8 protein-coding genes are annotated in these 18,542 nt (G+C 68.3%); all 8 read right to left on the minus strand.

Going from position 1 to position 18,542, the window contains the following annotated elements:
- Positions 1-630 precede the first annotated feature (630 nt).
- On the minus strand, positions 631-3,348 hold the full coding sequence (ppdK, locus tag JJJ16_RS09420) for a pyruvate, phosphate dikinase (RefSeq protein WP_219752471.1): 2,718 nt from the start codon (positions 3,346-3,348) through the stop codon (positions 631-633).
- Between the two features lie 232 nt (positions 3,349-3,580).
- Positions 3,581-4,891 (minus strand): FHA domain-containing protein, encoded by a 1,311-nt coding sequence (locus JJJ16_RS09425; RefSeq protein WP_219752472.1) that lies wholly within the window; start codon positions 4,889-4,891, stop codon positions 3,581-3,583.
- Positions 4,891-5,763, minus strand: a complete 873-nt coding sequence (locus JJJ16_RS09430; RefSeq protein ID WP_219752474.1) for a PP2C family protein-serine/threonine phosphatase — start codon at positions 5,761-5,763, stop codon at positions 4,891-4,893. The genes JJJ16_RS09425 and JJJ16_RS09430 overlap by 1 nt, the downstream gene beginning before the upstream one ends.
- Positions 5,764-5,899: 136 nt before the next feature.
- Positions 5,900-7,414 (minus strand): serine/threonine-protein kinase, encoded by a 1,515-nt coding sequence (locus JJJ16_RS09435; RefSeq protein ID WP_219752530.1) that lies wholly within the window; start codon positions 7,412-7,414, stop codon positions 5,900-5,902.
- Positions 7,415-7,431: 17 nt separating this feature from the next.
- On the minus strand, positions 7,432-10,095 hold the full coding sequence (locus JJJ16_RS09440) for a transglutaminaseTgpA domain-containing protein (RefSeq protein ID WP_219752476.1): 2,664 nt from the start codon (positions 10,093-10,095) through the stop codon (positions 7,432-7,434).
- Complete coding sequence (locus tag JJJ16_RS09445; protein WP_219752477.1) at positions 10,092-11,318, minus strand: DUF58 domain-containing protein; 1,227 nt, start codon at positions 11,316-11,318, stop codon at positions 10,092-10,094. The genes JJJ16_RS09440 and JJJ16_RS09445 overlap by 4 nt, the downstream gene beginning before the upstream one ends.
- Before the next feature lie 19 nt (positions 11,319-11,337).
- On the minus strand, positions 11,338-12,303 hold the full coding sequence (locus JJJ16_RS09450; RefSeq protein ID WP_034463698.1) for an AAA family ATPase: 966 nt from the start codon (positions 12,301-12,303) through the stop codon (positions 11,338-11,340).
- Between the two features lie 34 nt (positions 12,304-12,337).
- Entirely contained in the window at positions 12,338-18,466 is a 6,129-nt protein-coding gene (locus JJJ16_RS09455) for an Ig-like domain-containing protein (RefSeq protein ID WP_219752479.1), read from the minus strand.
- Positions 18,467-18,542: the final 76 nt, after the last annotated feature.

Here is an 18,542-nt window from a genome sequence, read left to right on the forward strand (position 1 = left end):
ACATCGGCCATCCACACCATGACCCCATAATCCGCAGAATTTCAACGATCAGACTTCAAACCATGAAACACATTCAAGGGAATTGCATGCGAAATATCTGGGACGGCAGGAACAGCTCCCCCGAAATCTCGCACGTAATTCGATTGGACAAAGTTTCAACAGAGTCCGAAAACGTTGCAATTCCAACGATCTGAATTCAGTGTTTGAAACAGTCGCAGGGGAATTACGTGCGAAATGACTGAGCGGCGGCGGGGCCTGGCCGGGCTTCGAGACGACGCGCAGAGCCACACATCAGCGACCTGGCCCCACTGGCGTGGAGGGCGCCGAAGAGACCTGCCGCGGTGCCGGTGGGCGGCGGCGGGGCCTGGCCGGGCTTCGAGGCGACGCGCCGAGCGAAGCTCGCAGCGCGGACGTCTCGCGGGCGGGCCGCCGCCCACCGGCACACACAGCGGCCGGGGCCTCCGGCGCCCGGAACACCCGTGGGGCCACACAGCAGCACCACAACAAGCACCCCCAACGAAACGAGGCCGCGACCGGTTTCCCGGCCACGGCCTCGTCACGCTCACGCAGCGCCGCTCAGCAAAGCGGCACGGCGCAGGTCAGCGCCGTTCACAACAGCGCCACCAGCAATCAGGCGGTCATGTCCACGTGATCCTCGACCGCGGCGCGGCCAGCCTCGAGGCGGGCAACGGGGACGCGGAACGGGGAGCAGGACACGTAGTCGACGCCCACGTTGTGGAAGAAGTGGATCGACTGCGGGTCGCCACCGTGCTCACCACACACGCCGAGCTTGATGTTCGGCTTGGTGGAGCGGGCGCGGCGCACGCCCTCGGAGACCAGGGTGCCCACGCCGTGGACGTCGATGGACTCGAAGGGGGAGACGCCGAAGATGCCGGCCTCGATGTACTGCGGGAAGAACACGCCCTCGACGTCGTCGCGCGAGAAGCCCCACACGGTCTGCGTCAGGTCGTTGGTGCCGAAGGAGAAGAAGTCGGCTTCCTCAGCCAGGTCCTCGGCGGTCATGGCGGCGCGCGGCAGCTCGATCATGGCGCCGATGGAGACGCCGGACAGGTCCACGCCGTGGGCTTCGGCGACGGAGGCGATGATGCCTTCGCCTTCCTCGCGCACGAGCTGGAGCTCACGCACGGAGCCGACGAGCGGAACCATGATCTCGGGACGCGGGTTGAGGCCGCGGGCCACGAGGTCGGCGGCCGCCTCGCACAGGGCACGCATCTGCAGGGCGAACAGGCCGGGCAGGTAGATGCCCAGGCGCACGCCGCGCAGGCCCAGCATGGGGTTCTGCTCGTGCATGCGACGGACCTCGACGAGCATGGCCTCGTCGGCGGGGTCGAGGGTGCCGGTGGCCTTGCCGACGGCGACCTTCGTCTCCAGCTCGATGAGGGCGGGCATGAACTCGTGGAGCGGCGGGTCGATGAGGCGCACGGTCATGGCCTTGCCGTCCATGACCTCGAGCATCTCGAGGAAGTCCTGCTTCTGGAGCTTCTCGAGCTCGTTGAACGCGGCCTGGCGCTCGTCGGAATCGGGGGCGGAGAGGATCGCGCGCTCAACGAGCGGGCGACGCTCACCGAGGAACATGTGCTCGGTGCGACACAGGCCGATGCCCTCGGCGCCGAAGGCGATGGCGCGCTTGGAGTCGAGGGGGGTGTCGGCGTTGGCGCGCACGTGCAGGCGGCGGACCTTGTCGGCGTGGGCGAGGAGCTTGTCGACGGCCTCGACGAGCTCGCGGGTGCCCTGGTCATCGCCGGCGGCGGCGATGCCGGCCTCGAGGCCTTCGGCGAGGTAGGTGGTGACGGGCGAGTCGGCGACGGGGACCTCGCCGCGGAAGATCTCGCCGGTCTGGCCGTCGATGGCGATGGTGTCGTCGGCGGTGAGGACCAGGTCGCCGATGGTAACGGTGCCGGCAGCTTCGTCGATGACGAGGGATTCGGCGCCACACACGCAGGTCTTGCCCATGCCGCGGGCGACGACGGCGGCGTGCGAGGTCTTGCCGCCACGGGCGGTCAGGACGCCTTCGGCGGCGACCATGCCGGGCAGGTCATCGGGGTTGGTCTCGCGACGCACGAGGACGGTCTTGATGCCCTTCTCGGCGGCCTCGACGGCCTGGGCGTTGTTGAAGGCGATCTTGCCGACGGCGGCGCCCGGGGAGGCGGCCATGCCGCGAGCGATGAGCTCCTTCTCGGCCTTGGCGTCGAACTGCGGGAACATCAGCTGGGTGAGCTGGTCACCGGTGACGCGGCCCAGGGCCTCGTCGCGGGTGATGAGCTTTTCGCCCAGGAGCTGGGTGGCGATACGGAACGCGGCGGCGGCGGTGCGCTTGCCGACGCGGGTCTGGAGCATCCACAGCTTGCCGCGCTCGACGGTGAACTCGATGTCACACATGTCGCGGTAGTGGGTCTCGAGCTTGCGCATGATGGCGCGCAGTTCGTCGTAGACGGGCTTGTTGATGCGCTCGAGGTCGGACAGGGCCAGCGTGTTGCGGATGCCCGCAACGACGTCCTCGCCCTGCGCGTTCTCCAGGTAGTCACCGTAGACGCCGGAGTGGCCGGAGGAGGGGTCCCGGGTGAAGCACACGCCGGTGCCGGAGTTTTCGCCCATGTTGCCAAACACCATGGTGCAGATGTTGACGGCGGTGCCCAGGTCGTGGGGGATGCGCTCACGGCGGCGGTAGATGCGGGCGCGCTCGGTGTTCCAGGAACGGAACACGGCTTCGATGCCCATGTCCATCTGGGTGCGCGGGTCCTGCGGGAAGTCGTTGCCGGTCTGTTCCTTGACGATGCCCTTGAAGGTGTCGACGAGGCCCTTGAGGTCCTCGGCGGTCAGCTCGGTGTCGCCCTTCACGCCACGCTCGGCCTTGAGCTCGTCGAGGGCGTCGGAGAAGAGGTCGCCGTCGATGTCGAGAACGGTCTTGCCGAACATCTGGATGAGGCGGCGGTAGGAGTCCCACGCGAAGCGCTCGTTACCGCTAACGGCAGCAAGGCCGAGAACGGACTTATCGTTGAGGCCGATGTTCAGGACGGTTTCCATCATGCCGGGCATGGAGAACTTGGCGCCGCTTCGCACGGAGACGAGGAGCGGGTCGGAGGGATCGCCCAGGTGGCGGCCCATCTGGTCTTCGACGCCGCGCAGGGCGGTGGTGACCTCGGTGGCAAGCGACTCGGGAACCGTCGACTCCTTGAGGTATGCGCGGCACGCCTCGGTGGTGATCGTGAAGCCGGGGGGAACGGGCAGACCGAGCTTCGTCATCTCGGCGAGGTTGGCTCCCTTTCCTCCGAGGAGGTCCTTCATGGACTTGTCGCCCTCGGAGAAGTCGTATACGTACTTGACCATCGTGGTCCTCAACTTCCGTGTTTGCGATGACCGACCCACCAGCGGGTCGCTACCAGGGGTAAGGATACACGCATCAAGGGACCTAGGTCACCTCAAGGCGCGCGAGAGTATGATTGTCCTTACATAGACGAGGCAGGGGTGCCTTTCCCGGTATCGATCGCTCGCGAGAAACCAGCCTACAAGCAGGTGGGGCGAGCCCGAAGGCCCGCCCCACCTGCAGCGTATGAGTCAATCAGCGCACGCGGAACTCGATGGTGGTTCCCTCACCCACGTCGATGAGATCACCGTCGTTCAGGGCGATCGTCACCATGGGGGTGACGTCCTGGAACGAACCGTCGGCGTGGCGCAGGACGGTGCCGTTCGCGCTGCCCAGGTCCATAAGGGCCCAGGAGCCGGGCGTCGTCATCATGACGGCGCAGTGCGAGCGGGAAATCTCGGTCTCGGGGCTGGGCACGCGCAGGACCGTGGCCACGGGGCGGCCGGTCAGCGCTCGCGCGTCGGGGTCGCGGCCGATGACGACGTCGCGGGAGACCTCGACGGGCACGGTGCCACCGTGGATCAGGAACGCGACGGGCGCGGCGGGGCCCGAGCTCGTGGGGGCCAGGCGCAGGATCGTCGCCTCGGTGTCGGTCTCGGCACCCAGGTCGGCCAGGCCCTCGGCGCTCATGGCCTCGGGAGCGGCGGGGGGTTCGACGACCGCCTCGGGGGCAGGCTCAGACGAGGCCGGGGTACCAGACTCGCCGAAACCACCGGCGCGCTCGGCGGACTCCGCCGTGTCGACCGGCGGCTCCTCCGCGTCGGCGACGACGTAGAGCTCGCCCGAGGGCTGCTCGGCGTCCTTCGCGGGCGCCTCCTCGTGCGACTCGTCTTCGATCTGCTCGTCCGAGGCCTCGGAGGCCTCGTCGGGGGTGCGGGAAGCGGAGCTCAGCGACACGGGACCGTTGCTGGTCGCGGCGAGGAACTGGGCCTCGACGGCGGCCAGGTCCACGGAGGAGGTGTGCACGGTCGGCTCCGGCAGCTCCTCGCGGGCCTCGCGGCGGGCGCGGCGCTCGCGATCCGGGACGTCGGGGTTGATGAGGAAGCCCATCGTGTCGACGGGCATCGAGGCGAGGGCCTCGACCTCGTCGAGCGCGCGGCCAATGCGGATCTCGCCAGCCTCGACACGGTCGGCGGCGGGCACCATCCACGTGACCTCGTCGCCGTCGATGATGGTGGCCTCGAAGGTCTGCCATTCGCCGGGGTTGAAGGGCCACGCCCAGATCGGGTCGGTCCACACCTGCTCGGTGATCTGGCCGGCGGCGCGCATGCGCAGCTGGATGTTACCCAACACGGTCAGGTAGGGCTGCTCGCCTGCGCAGTCCAGGAGGAGGGCGTCGCCCTTTTCGGCCTGAACGTGAGACAGCCACGCCTGGGTGTCAGCACGACCCCACACCACGTCGGCCGCAGAGTCTGCGAAGTCGAGCGGAACCAGCGCCGCACCGAGGGGGCCCGTGACGAGCATCGCGCCCTGCCCGCGGCACAGGAAGCGTCCAATCTGAAGCATCAGTTACTGCCTTCTCTACGAGGAACCCGGCGAGCGGTCTCGATCGACGCCGGACGTACTGGTTGAATCATCCGATTCATGACATTCGATGTCAATGTTACTCGTGATTTGGTTCCTGCGTAAACTACAACGGCGGTCGTATTATCCCGCGTGCCCGATTCCAGCGACGCGCGCACAAGCGCATCCGCGGTCCCCTGAGGACCGTCGCCGGCCGCAACAACCGCATGAATCTGCGAATCTCGCAGGACGCCGTGCACGCCGTCTGTACAGATGACCGCCCGATCGCCCTCTTCCAGCGGCATGATTGTGTAGTCGGCTTTCACACTTCCGGTCTGCCCGGCACCCAGCGCCTTTGTCACAACGTTTGCGGGAGGGATCACACGGGGCGCTCCGGAGGTGGCCGCGAGGTCGCGCGCCTCCTGCAGCGCGGAGTGGTCGTGGGTGAGCTGGCGGATGCCACCGCCGCCCACGACATACACGCGCGAGTCACCCACGTTAAATGAGAGCCAGTACGGCCCCTCGGCGGTGCGCAGCACCATGACGCCCGACAGGGTCGTCCCCGGCGCACTCATCGGATTATCGATCGGCGCTAGCGAGGCGACCGCCGTCGCCGCCGCGTCGATCGCGACGGACAGGTCCACCAGGTCGACGGGGCGGTTACCCAGACGATCGGTGCTCAGAAATTCCTGGAGGGTGATGACGGCACTCGACGAGGCCTGGGCACCACCCAGGTGACCACCCATGCCATCTGCGACGGCGAAGACGGGAGGGACAGCCAGCCATGAATCCTCGTTTTCAGAGCGGACCGGACCGATGTCGGTCGAGGCGCCCCATCGAACTGCGGGACGTTCCGCATGTTCATTCAGAGACATGTGCCTTCATCCTTTAGCTGCGTTGAGCGCGAGGGATCACGCGCGATACTGACCATTCTACACGCGACGTGACCAGCGCCTCGTTGAGAAGCGATACGTCGCGGAGGATAAAACTGAACCGATTGCATGATCCGCATCAGGGCACATCCACACACGCGCGCAACGGCTCGGACATGCGCCCCGATGAGCGGGACACCGTCGTGATTTCCATGCAATTCTCGCCGCTGGCGCCGTCCACCATCGCCGTCGTGGTCTCCACCCGGCCGCGCGACGTGCCTGCCGGACCCGTGGCCTCGTAGGCGTAGACGATGTCGGAGGGGGCCGGGCCCGTCGGCGCCGTCCACGTCCACGTCACCACGCCGTCGGCGTACTCCCCCGCCAGGCCGGACGCCTGCGGCGGGGCTGACCCCACGGCATCCCCGGGGGCGGGCGACGCGCTCGCCGTCTCGGGGGCGGAAGAAATGCGCGTAAACGATCCTTCGCCGCGCAGCATGCCCACGACCAGGCCGGCCGCGATCACCGCGGCCACGAGCGCCAGGAGCACACCCACGACGGGCGAGATGCCCCGCTTGGCGCCCGAGGAATCCTCGACCACCCGACCGATCGAGTCCTCGTCCACGTCCGAGGAACGATCGATCTTCCACGAATCCGCGACGGCCTCGACGCCGCCGGAGCCAGCCCCGCCCTCGAAGGAGTACGAGGCCGAGGAGCGCAGGCGCGTCTTATCCGGGTCGATGACGGGAGCGCCGCGCAGGCGCGTCTTCTGGTCGCCCGAGACGGTGGTAGAGGCCTTGGAGCGCTTCTCCTTGATCTCCATCTCGGTGCGCGGCAGGCCCAGCTCCTTCTGGACGCGCTGCAGCCCCTGACCGAACTCCATTGCGCTCTGCGTGCGCTCCTGCGGGTTGATTGCCATGGCCGCGCGCAGCACGCGCTCGAGTTCCGCCGGCGCATCCGCGCGGCCCAGGCCACGCATGCGCCCACGCTGCACGCGGTTCGCGATCGACGCGGCAGAATTGTCACCAATCGGATCCTCGAAGGGGCTGCGCCCCGTCACAAAGGTCCACGTCGTTGAGGCCAGCGCCCACACGTCCTGCAGGGGCGAGGCCGGGGAATTCACGTCCTGCTGCTCCGGGGGCGCCCACAGCACCGAGAAGCCATCAAACGCGCCGACCTCCAGCTGCCCCACCTTCGAGGCCACACCGAAGTCGGCGAGCACCGGCTTGCCGTAGGCGTCCAGCATGATGTTGGACGGCTTGATATCGCGGTGCACGTACCCCTGGCGGTGGAACATCTCCACACCGCCGCACACCTTGATCATCGTGTCGAGGGCCTTCTCCAGGTCCATCGGGCGCGCACGCACCTGCGTGAGCAGGTCAGCGACCGGGCAATACTCCATCACCAGGTAAGCGCGGCCATCGGCCGTCGTGCCCACGCCGTGCAGCTCGACGACCGCGGGGTGACCGGCGAGCAGCGTCATGGCGTCGGCCTCGCGGTGCAGTTCCTTCGTGCCCCGCTCATCGCCCTGCGTACGCACGACCTTGATGGCGACCTCGCGACTCGGCAGCTCCTGACGGTACAGGAAGACGTCGGCGAAGCCACCCTGGCCCAGCGGGCGCACCCACCGGAAACCGGGAATCTCGGGGCCCTTCATACCCGCAACCGCTGGCGTCACGCCTTCTTCTCCTCATCCATCGTGCGCGCGATCGACGCGCTCAGTCGCAACTTGCGGCGCATGCGCAGGCTTCGCAGGGACAGCGCGCGGCGCACGCGCGCCAGGAAGCCAGCCTTCTTGCTCACTTGGGTACGCAGGGAACGCACCTGGGCCCACGCGTCACGCGCACGGTCACGCGAGGCACCGTTCGAGGCGAAGCTTGCGATATCCGCGTAGCGTGCGATCACCACGGGGGCGGGCACGTCGTCGCCGAAGCGGCTCCAGCCGTCGATGATGTAGCGGCCCGCGCCGGCCTCGGCCTCGTCGACCTCCACCGAGTCCGTCGAGCCGTCGTCGCCGTGGCGCACCTCGCCCGTCACCAGGGTGAAGGGGTCGCCCGGGTCCTCGCCGAGCTCCCACTGGGAGGCCAGCGACCAGGCGGTCTCCTGGCGCGTACGACCCACGTCGATGCGCAGGCCGGAGTCGGCAGCGAGGTCCACGACCTCGTCCCACGAGCCGACCAGCGCGCCCACGGCGGCGGCGCGGCGCCGACGCCTGCGGCGTCCCGCCTTGAACAGCAGGACCATCAGCGGCGGCAGAAGAATCAACAGGATGCCACCCGAGATACCGGCGACGAGACCCCACGGGAAGGGCTCGGCCGGGGGCTCCATCGGGTCGGCGTTCTGGTCGCGCGTCGTCGGCGGCAGCTCGGCGGGAGCCTCCGGGGGCTCCGGGGGCTGGAGGACCTGCGGGCGCGGGACGCTCCGCGGCTTGGGGACCTGGGTCTGCGGCGTGTGGTCGCGCGGGGGCGTGGGATCGAAGACGGCCCAGACGCCGCCCTCGAACTCGACCTCGACCCACGCGCGGATATCCGAGCCGTGCAGGGTCGCGGGGCCGCCCTGGGAGCCGCCCTCGGGGTAGGCACCCATGACGACGCGAGCGTTCATACCCAACTGATGCAGCATCAGGGCCATGAGCGCCGAATACTGCTGGTCGTCGCCGATGAGCTGCTCGTCGCTGCTCAGCATTCGTTCCAAGCGGTCCGTGCGCACACCCGGACGCGAGAACTGGGTGTTCTCGTTCAGGTAGTAGCCGTTATTCGCCAGGTAGTGCTCGATCGCGCGCGCGGCGGACAGAGCCGTGGAGGCGTTCTGGGTGAGCTCCGAGACCTTCGTCGCCAGGCCCTCGGGCACGTTCTTATCCGTCACCGACAGCGGCACAACCGACAGGGACGCCAGGTCCTCGTCGCGCACGGGCTCAGCGAAGGACGTGCGCACGTTGTAGGTCATGGTTCCGGCGGGGCCGGTCGTCAGCGCGGCGTTCGCCCACGTGTCCACGTAGAGGCCGTCCTTCTGGGCGGCGGAACCCGCGCCCGTGAACGCGATCTCCGAGGGGCTGCCGAGCACCGGCACCCACGGGCCGGACAGGCCGCTCGTCGTCACGGTCACGAGGGAGTCACCCTCGGGGCGGCCGGGGATCGTGGACTCCACGGGGATGTAGCCCGTGTGTCCGTCTCCGCGCTTCGTGGACATGCCGAAGGTCGTACCGTCGTACACGTCCATCGCGGCGATGCGCACGCGCTGGTTCTCCGGCAGGTCGGACACGGTCAGAAGAGTTTCGTCCTGCAGGTCCGTCGTGTAGTGGCGGAAGGAGGACAGGGGCGAGGGGTAGGCCTGAATGTCCAGGGGCGGATCCACCAGGTCGCGGCCCACGATGCGAGTCCCGCCCGCGCCGAGGAACGCCGCGGCGGGCAGCGCGACGCCGACGGACACCGCGAGAACCGCGAGAGCGCCCAGCAGGCGCGTGCCGACGTACACGGTCGAACGCGACTGACGCGCGGCCGTCGCCTCGCCGCCGCCCAAGGCGGAGCGGCCCACGAGGACGTCCTGTCCCAGCGTGATGCGCTGGTACTGGGCGGCCAGCGCCCACCAGGCGGCCAGGAGCGCCCACCAGGCCAGCACGGCCCAGACGGGCAGCGCGTGGTGAGACAGGCCAAAGAAAACCGAAATCACGCCCATGACAACGAGCGGGATCGACCCGAGGACCGCACGCCCGGAGCGGGCAGTGATCAGGCCCGCGAGGACAGCGCACACGAGGCCGCACATCCACGGCACGAGGGCCGGGCCCGAGTAGACGGACACGGGGGCCGTCAGGGTGAGCAGGTCCTTCCACGCGCGGAAGGAACCCAGCACCATGACCTGCAGGGTCTTACCCGTGGGCAGGAACCCGTAGAGGGCCTCGGCGCGCAGGGCGGCCGCGCTACCCAGCAGGAAGTACGTAACGACGACGCTCAGGACGGTCGTCAGCGCGTCCCAGCGCCAGCGCGTCGAGGCGGCGGCGATCAAGAGGCCGCAGGCCACGCCCGCGCCCGCGGCGATCGCGCCCGCTCCCCCGCCAAAGACGGGTTCGAATGCCGCGACCGGGCCGGCGAACAGCAGGGCGAGGACGAGCAGCGACCAGATCGGCAGGCGCGTACGGAACGTTGCGAAGCGCTGCGTGATCGTCAACAGACGGTTACGCGTGGTCCTGGGCTTGGGCGCCGGCGACTCGCCCGCAGCGACGGGTGCCTGGTCCTGGGCGGTGGCCTCGCGCTGCTCGGTCGCCTCCACGGACGAGGCCACAGCCTCGTCCTGGGAATCGATGCGCTGAGCGCGGGGCTTGGTGTTGAGGTTCTTGCTCATGCGAGGCCTCCGGCGACGATAATGCGCGGCAGGTCGTCCAGCGTCGAGCAATCCAGGAGCACACCACGGCCGAGGTCACGGCGGGCTCGCACGCCCTCCGCACCGATACGAATGATGGAGACCGGAACGTCGATCGGGGCCAGGCGCGCCAGGTGGGCGGCCTCGATGTCCGTCACGTTCGGTCCGACGATGAGGGTGAGGGCAGAGACGCCGGGACGCTGCGCCACGGCCTCGCGCACGCGGCGCGACAGGTCTCCGAAGGAACGAGCCTTCACCTCGGAGAGGGCGTCCAGCATGCGCATGGCGACGCCCGACGGCAGCCAGCCCTCGGTCGTCGACAGCGACACGGGGCGCGATTCGCGCAGGTTCGCCAGGCCCAGAGAGCCGGCGACGGAGACCGCGGTCTCGAAAGTGTCGTGGTCCCACGCGTCGCGCGACGTGTCCAGGACGATGACGTGGTGGGAGCGGTGCGTCTCCTCATACTGGCGCACTATGAGCTTGCCCAGGCGCGCGGTCGACTGCCAGTGCACGGCGCGGCGGTCGTCGCCCGGCTCGTAGTCGCGCAGCGCGTGGAAGGACACGTCGGAGCTGGAGAGCTTGCCCGTGGCCACGCCCTCGACGTCCAGCTGGAAGCCGGTCGCGTCGAAGGGAACGCGCACGGTGCGCGGGTGCACGTGCAGGAGGACGGGCTCGTCCCACATGCGTACGCGGCGCAGCAGGCCGAGCGCGTCGGAGCGCACGGCGCGCGCGGGGCCGACGTTGATGAGGCCTCGGTGACGCGAGGAAATCAGGAACATCTCGTCCCAGGTCTCGTGAGCGCCCAGCGGGGGTACGACGAACTCGCCCGTGCCCGTGCCAATCGGCAGCTCAATAATGCCCGAGCGCGCAGAACGGGCCCGCTCGTTGCGCACCGAAATCTCGCCGACAGCCGTCTGACCGGCCACGATGCGCTCGTTGGGGACGCGGATCGACACGACGTGCGGGGGACGCCACGCGACGCGCATCGCGGCGAGCAGCAGGGCCACGACGCCCGCGAGAGCGCACGCCAGGGCCTCGACCCACTGGAAGGCCACCGCGAGCACAAGGCCCACGATGACGAGCGCGATCACGGCCCACCCGGTCGGGGTAACCGCGCCCACGAGGGTTTTGAGGGGATGCGAACGAACGGCCTGCGCCCGTTTGGGCGAGACCATCGTGGGGGTGTCCGTTCGCATCCCTTCCATCGTTGTATCAGGCGTTTCCTTACGCGCCGACGGCCGGTGCGGGCACCGACGTCAGGGCACGCTGGATGACGCCCTCGGCGGTCGCGCCCGAGAACGCGGCGTCGGGGTCGACGATGACGCGGTGCGCCCACACGGGCACCGCGAGGGCCTTGATGTCGTCGGGCAGGACGAAGTTACGTCCCTGCGCGGCCGCCCACACGCGGGCGCAGCGCACCATGCCGATGGCGCCACGGGTGGACACGCCCAGCAGCGAGGACTCGTCCTCGCGGGTCGCCTCCGCCAGCGCGGCCACGTAGTCGAGGACGGCGCGGTCGGTGTGGTTCGCCGAGGCCAGGGCCGCCCAGGCGACGATGTCCTTGCCCGACAGCAGGGGCTTGAGGTTCTTCGAGCGGTCGGGCGAGGCCGAGCCGTCGAGGACGTCGATCATCGCGGAGCGCGAGGGGTAGCCGATCGAGGTCTTCATGAGGAAGCGGTCCAGCTGGGCCTCGGGCAGCGGGTAGGTACCGGCCTGCTCGACGGGGTTCTGGGTCGCGATGACCATGAAGGGCTGGGGGGCGGGGCGGCGCACGCCGTCAACCGTCACCTGGGCCTCTTCCATGACCTCGAGGAGGGCGGACTGGGTCTTGGGCGACGCACGGTTGATCTCGTCGGCCAGGACGATCTCCGCGAAGACGGGGCCGGCGTGGAAGACCCACTCGCCCGTCTTCTGGTTGAACATGTTGACGCCGGTGATGTCCGAGGGCAGCAGGTCCGGAGTGAACTGGATACGCGAGTGCGTGCCGTCGATGACGGCGCTGATGGCGCGCGCCAGCGCGGTCTTACCGGTGCCGGGGGCGTCCTCGAGCAGGAGGTGGCCGCCCGCGAACATCGTCGTGAGCGCGAGTCGCACGGCCTGGCGCTTGTCCAGGACCGCCACGGACACGCCGTCGACGAGGCCCTTGAAGACCTGGGCAAACCTGGTTGCATCCTCAATGGAAAGGGTCATGTTTCTACCTTTTGTTGTGTGGCGGGGGGGTGGTCTATTCAGCGCGACAGTCGACGACGGGGGGCTTCGCGAGGAGCTCCTCTCCCGTCGTGGCCTCGGTCAGGATACCCGTAATCTGAGGGTTATCCCGCGAGAAACGGAACTCGGTGATCGCTGAGGGGCGTCCGGTCTTCACACGGCACACGAGGGTCACGCCGGACGAATAGTTCGGGGCGTTCACGGCGCGCAGCGTCATCGAGCCGCACGGCTGCCCATTCGGGCAGGTGACCGCACCTTCGAAGGTTGCCTTCACGTTATCGGCCAAGTCGCCGGTCTTCACGGTGGTCTTCACCTCGCGGTGCTGACCCTTTTTTCCGATGAGCTCGACAACGATCGTGTACTCGTGGCCGGGCGCCAGGTCCTCGGCCCACCAGTTGTTGAGCGGGCCTGACCAACTCTGCTTGGTCGAGTCTTTCAGTCCCTCGATCCATGTATTGGTCTGCGTGATCTCCACTCCGCTCGGATTGGACCACGAAGCAGCCACACCCCAGGATCGATTCTTCTGGACGTAGGACGCGGCTGCTTGGACCTCGAAGGTCGGGATGGGACTGTTGTCATCGTCATCGCGGCTGCGCTGACCTGTGCCAACGACACCGGTGACCGCCACGGTGCCACTCCAGGCGTACGAGCCGTCGCCCTTCTTGCCGCGCTGGCAGAAGTAGTAGGTCACCGTGCTTCCCGGATCGAGCGGGCCGATGTCGAAGTCGGCACGGTCGCCGTTGTTGAACGCCACGGGGTTGCCGGGGGCCGTACATCCGGCCGCGCTATTCGCGTAGAAGAGTTCCAGGTCGGCGACCTTGAAGCCGCTTCCTTCGCGCAGTCGAGCGTTTGACACGCTGATGACACCCGAGGAGTTGTCCCTAGGAGCGTGCAGGCCGGGTGCATCCGGGGTCGGCGGCTTCAGAATTGGTGAGAAGGACTTCGGGGCAGAGGTGGCCGTGCGGCCTTCCACGTTACTGACGGTGACGGTGGCCGTCAGTTCATCCGCACTATCGACGATCATGGTCGTCGTGCCGGTTCCGTTCATCTCGTTGTTGACACCACCGGAGACGGTCTTGGTGCTGCCGTTGACCGTCACCGTCGTGGAGCCCCAGCCGGTCCCACCGGACTTGAAGTAGTTCCACGTCAGGGTGATCTCGAGCCGGTCGTCTAGGGCATTGCGGACCTTACCACGCGTGATGCTGGGGGTGTCCGGGGCCAGGATCGTGGCCTTCGGGGTGCCCGTCACGCCCGGGGACACCTGCGAGCTACCGTTCGCGTTCGTGGCGGCGACCATGACGACGTACGGCTGGTCGTTCTTGAGGCCCTTGATGATGCACGTCTGCTCGCCGTTGGTCGTGCAGGTGGTCGCCACAGAACCCGCGATCGTCGCATACACGGTGTACGAGGTGATGGGCGAACCGTTGTCGTTGGGGGCATCCCACTTCACCGTGAGCGTTCCGTCACCGGCAGTGACGGTCGGGCCGCCCGGGCGATCCGGGACGCCGGAGGGGGTCACGGAGTTCGACGTCGCGCCTTCAGATGGTCCGGAGGCGTTCACCGCCTTCACGGTGAAGGTGTAGCTGCGGCCAGTCGTCAGGCCGTTCACCTCACACACGGTCTCGGTGCAGGTGGCAACCTGCTCATTACCGCTGTAGATGCGGTATTCGGTGATGCGCTCACCATTGGAGGCCGGAGCGTTGAAGGACACGGTGGCGCCCGTCGGGCCTTTGGCCCGGGCGACCACACCGGTGGGCGCATCGGGCGGACCCTTCACGGTGACCGTAATGGTGCCCTGAACGACGCGCGAGGGGTCCTTGAGCTTGTCGTTGACGCGGTAGGCGACGGAGATGGTCCCCGCCGACTTCGGCGTGATGGTGACAACCGTGCCGGAGGTCGAGGTGGTTGCATCCCCCAGCGAGATGGCTGTGCCCTCAAGGGTGATCGGCGTGTCCGGGAAGGGGTTGGTGGCGTTCGAGGCCACGTCTACGCTCACGGTCTCACCGACCTTGGCCTTCACGTTGTACGCCGGGAGCTGGATGCGCGGCTTCGTGGTGGCGACGACCTCGACGGGGATTGAACCGTTGACGGTGTTGCCCTGCTCGTCCGTGACGCTCACGGCGATGGCACCGGCGGAGCCGGCGGGGGTGGTCTCGGGCGCAGACACCGTCAGGACGGTGCCCGACAGCGACGCGGAGACCGTGTCGGGGGCCGAGCCCATCGCGTAGGTGAAGGTCGAGACGTCCGTGCCCTCGGGGTCGCGCACGCCGAGCCTGAGGTCCTGCGTGACGGCGGCGCCGCCGGCCTCGACGCGGATCGCGGTCGGGGCGAAGGTGGGCGGCTGATTCTGGGTCGCCTTGATGCGCACGGGCAGCGACAGGGACGCTGTGAGCGTGCCCGAGTCGGAGGCGTCGCCGTCAGCGACCTGGATGAGGAACGCGGAGTTGCCGCCGAAGGAGGCGTTCGCGGTCAGTGTCAGCTGCGTCGACGAGTCGGCGACGACCGAGTCCAGGCCGGTCTGGGCGACCGGGGCGGAGTCGTCCACGAGGCGCGGGCTGCGGCCCGAGCGCGTCACCACGTAATCCGACAGGTTGATCGTGCGCGAGGTGCCCGCGTCCATCTCGATGGGCAGGCCCGCGGTGTTGAGGAAGGGCGCGGTCGTGTCGCGGCCGGGCACGGTCACGACGGCGGAGTTGGTCAGGCCATCACGGTCCGTAATCGTGTAGACGACCAGGCGCATGCTGTCCGTCACCGGGATCAGCACATCGGAGCCCTCCACGGTCACGCCGGATTCGGCCGTCGTGACGGTCAGCTCGTTGATGCTGCCATCGGGATCCTCGTCGTTATCGAGGACCTTCACGCGCACGGCCGAGCCGTCGGTGGGCAGCTCCTCGTAGGACACGAAATCATCACGGGCGATGGGGGCCTTGAGAGGGGCATCGTCCTGGACGTAGACCGTGACGGTGCCTCGTGCGGAGCCGCCGCGGCCGTCGCTCACCGCGTAGGACACGAGGTAGGTGCCGGCCTGCGAGGGCGTGTGCACCTGGATGGTCGAGGAGGACAGGGCCTGCGGCTCGAGCTCGGGCGTGGCCGTCTCGAGGCTACCCTCCTCGAGCGCGAGCGGATCGCCGTCGGGGTCCACGTCGTTCGAGAGGACGTTGACGGTCACCATGCGGTCCGGGCGGGTCAGCACCGTGTCGGGCACGGCGACCGGGTTCTGGTTCAACGTGGGCGCGGCCGAGATCGCGACGCGCACGCGAGCGGAAGCATGTCCGCCCTGGCGGTCCTCGACCGTGTAGGTGAAGGAGTCGGTGCCCGAGGCGTTCTGGTTCGGCATGTAGTCGATCCACGTCGGGCCGACGGTCGCGTTGCCTAGCTGCGGGGACGACCCGAGGCCGCCCAGGGTCACGGAGTCACCGTCGGGGTCGATGCCGTCCAGGGGCACCGCGATGCGGGTGGTCTGCCCCGCGGCCGCCCAGGCCGTGATGTCGCGGGGGCGCGGCTCCTGGTTCTGATCGGAGGCACCCATCACCTCGAAGGTGACGGTGCTCGAGGCGCGGTTGCCCGCGGAGTCGATGACCGAGTAGGTCACGTCCATGAGGCCGGGGGTCTGCCCAGCCTCAAGGCGCACCTGGTTGCCCGTGACGAAGGGGGATCCCAGGGCGGAACCCTGGTCGTATTCGAGGGTCGACTCGACCTGGAGGTTCAGGCCGGCGGGCGAGCGATCGTTCGCCAGAACCGACACGGTGCCCACGTCACCGACGCGCACCTTGACGTGGTCGGGCTTGAGGATGGGCGGCAGGTCCGAGCGGTCCGCCGCTCCGGGGATGACCATCACGTCGGCCGTGGCCTCGCCGACGCCGTTGGACACGGTGTAGCTGAACTGCACCGTCTGCTCAAGGCCTGCGGGCGCGGTGACGCGCAGCAGGTGTCGATCGATGAGGGCGACCTCGATGCCCGGGGCGTTCGAGGCGTCCACGGAGACGATCGACAGCAGGCCGCCGGAGGGGTCGTAGTCGTTGTTCAGGGGCGCGACGAGGACGGAGCCGCCCTGCGGCAGGACCGCCGTATCGTTTTCGGCGACGGGAGGCTCGCTCGAGGGCGCCACGACCTCGACGCGGATGATGCCCAGTGTCGTCGCGATGCCGTCGGAGACGGTGTAGGCGAAGGAGTAGGAGCCCGGCTCGGTCGCCCTAAAGTCGATGGTTCCGTGATCCAGGTCCGGCTGGATCGAGGCGCCGGCGGGCGCACCGGAGACGGCCGCCAGGGTCAGCTGGTCGCCGTTCGGGTCGGTGTCGTTCTTCAAAGGATCGAGCGTGACGGTCTCACCCGGGTGCGCCTGGAAGAGGTCGCCGTTCGCAGACGGAGGCAGGTTTCCGGCCTCCTGGACGTCGACGATCAGCTCGCCGCGGGTCTCCGCGCCCTGGTCGTCGGCGACCGTGAGAACGATCGACTTCGGGCCGGCCGCAGCGCCCTCCTCGGTGATGGTGACGGAGCCGTCCTCGGTGAAGGAGACCTTCAGGCCCTCGGGGGCCTCGGCGTTCTTCAGGTAGATGGGGTCACCGTCGGGGTCGCGCCAATCGCTCAGAGCCTCGTACTGGATCTGGGCGCCCGCGCCGATCTTGACGGTCGGGACGCGCAGCTGCGCAGGTGCTTCGTTCTGATCGAAGGGGTGAATGGTGACGCGTACGTTGGCCTCGGCCGAGGCCTGGCCGTCGGAGGCCACGTAGGTGAACGTGGTCGAACCGGCCTGCGTGGCCGACACTCCGCTGATCTGCAGGGCTCGTCCGCCGCGCGCGACGGTCACGACGCCCCACTCGGGCTGCTTGACCGTCGCGGCAGTCAGCACGTCGCCGTCGAGATCAGAGTCGTTGTCGAGGACGGGCAGGATAGTCGAGCGTCCCGGGCGGATGCCGAACTCGTCGTCCTCAGCCTCGGGCGGGGTGTTTTCCTCGCGCTGCTGGGGGTCCGCGATCTCGTTCGTCAGCTCGGGGCTGTCCTGCTCGTCCTCGTTTTCCTCGAGCTCATTTTCGACCTCGTCCCAGTTGTCCATGAGGACCATGTTCGAGTCGGGCAGCCACACGCTGCCCTCGGCGACGTCATTGAGGACGATGGCCTTGCGGTTCGTGCGGAAGACGATCTCGCGCGCGGTCGTCAGCGTATCGACGACCATCTGCTTGTTCACCGAAGGATCGTCGCAGGCGCGCATGTACGCACCGCTGCCGGTCCACGCGCCATACGCGCAGCCTTCGTGACGCACAGGCGCGGCGGGGGTTCCGCTGACGCCGCCCTCGGTGGAGGGGGTGATCGTCGGGGTGCCGCCCGCCAGCGGGATCGCCACCAGCGAGGTGGGCGTGGCGAGCAGGACGGAATCGGCCTTGGGGCCGGCCTGCTGGAGGACGCCGCCGGTCTCGACGCCGGCAGCGCTCAGATCGATCCGCTTGTTGTCGGGCAGGAAGAGCGTGTTGGACTCGCCGTCGAGGGCGACGACCTGGTCGCCGACGACGGTCATGCTCAGTCGCGCGTCCGCGGGAATGCCCTCAACGGTCGAGGTCTGGGCCTGGTCGACCGCGCCCTGACGCTTGACGGTCGTCAGCGTGCCCGAGGCGGCCAGAGTGTAGACGGAGCCATCCAAACCGGTCACGAAGGCGCTGGCACCCATGTTCGAGGAGATGGCCGCCCCCTCGGAAAAATTCAAGGGGCTGGGGTTCACCGCGGAGGTCGTCCAGAGGGTACCGTCGGAGCTGTTGAGGACACCGAGGACATCGCCGCCCTGCATGACCGTGGAACCCGCGGGCAGGGCCGTCGGAGAGCCGAGGGAAACCTGGGTGACGTTGACGGGCGCAACCGTCGAGGAGGTGAGGTCGGAGACGGTGACGGTCTCCCCCGCCTGGCCGACGTCGAAGTTGGTGGCCTCGGTGCGCAGTGCGCCGTCGAGGATACGGGCCTCGTAGTCGAGGTGGCCAACCATCTGCTTGGACTTGTTGGTCACCCAGATGCCACCGTCATTGACGTTGACCTGGGTCACCTCGGCGCCCTTGTAGATGACACCCGCGACGCAGAGCGCAACAACGAGCAGCACGAGGATGAACGCCGGCAAACGGCGCCTCGCACTGATCCGATTGTGTCGCGTTTTCGCGGACATATGGCCTCTCTCGGTCGGTGAGCAATACCCCAGAAATAGTGTGGCACGACTACACCGCATACTAATAGTTAACGAG

Source organism: Schaalia sp. ORNL0103, from assembly GCF_019429565.1.
Lineage (GTDB): Bacteria > Actinomycetota > Actinomycetes > Actinomycetales > Actinomycetaceae > Pauljensenia.

Bases quoted from the DNA above. Each gene is read 5' to 3' on its own strand.
- JJJ16_RS09425 (WP_219752472.1), bottom strand. From the start codon at position 4,891: ATGCTTCAGATTGGACGCTTCCTGTGCCGCGGGCAGGGCGCGATGCTC.
- JJJ16_RS09440 (WP_219752476.1), bottom strand. From the start codon at position 10,095: ATGAGCAAGAACCTCAACACCAAGCCCCGCGCTCAGCGCATCGATTCC.
- JJJ16_RS09435 (WP_219752530.1), bottom strand. From the start codon at position 7,414: ATGAAGGGCCCCGAGATTCCCGGTTTCCGGTGGGTGCGCCCGCTGGGC.
- JJJ16_RS09430 (WP_219752474.1), bottom strand. From the start codon at position 5,763: ATGTCTCTGAATGAACATGCGGAACGTCCCGCAGTTCGATGGGGCGCC.
- JJJ16_RS09455 (WP_219752479.1), bottom strand. From the start codon at position 18,466: ATGTCCGCGAAAACGCGACACAATCGGATCAGTGCGAGGCGCCGTTTG.
- ppdK (WP_219752471.1), bottom strand. From the start codon at position 3,348: ATGGTCAAGTACGTATACGACTTCTCCGAGGGCGACAAGTCCATGAAG.
- JJJ16_RS09450 (WP_034463698.1), bottom strand. From the start codon at position 12,303: ATGACCCTTTCCATTGAGGATGCAACCAGGTTTGCCCAGGTCTTCAAG.
- JJJ16_RS09445 (WP_219752477.1), bottom strand. From the start codon at position 11,318: ATGGAAGGGATGCGAACGGACACCCCCACGATGGTCTCGCCCAAACGG.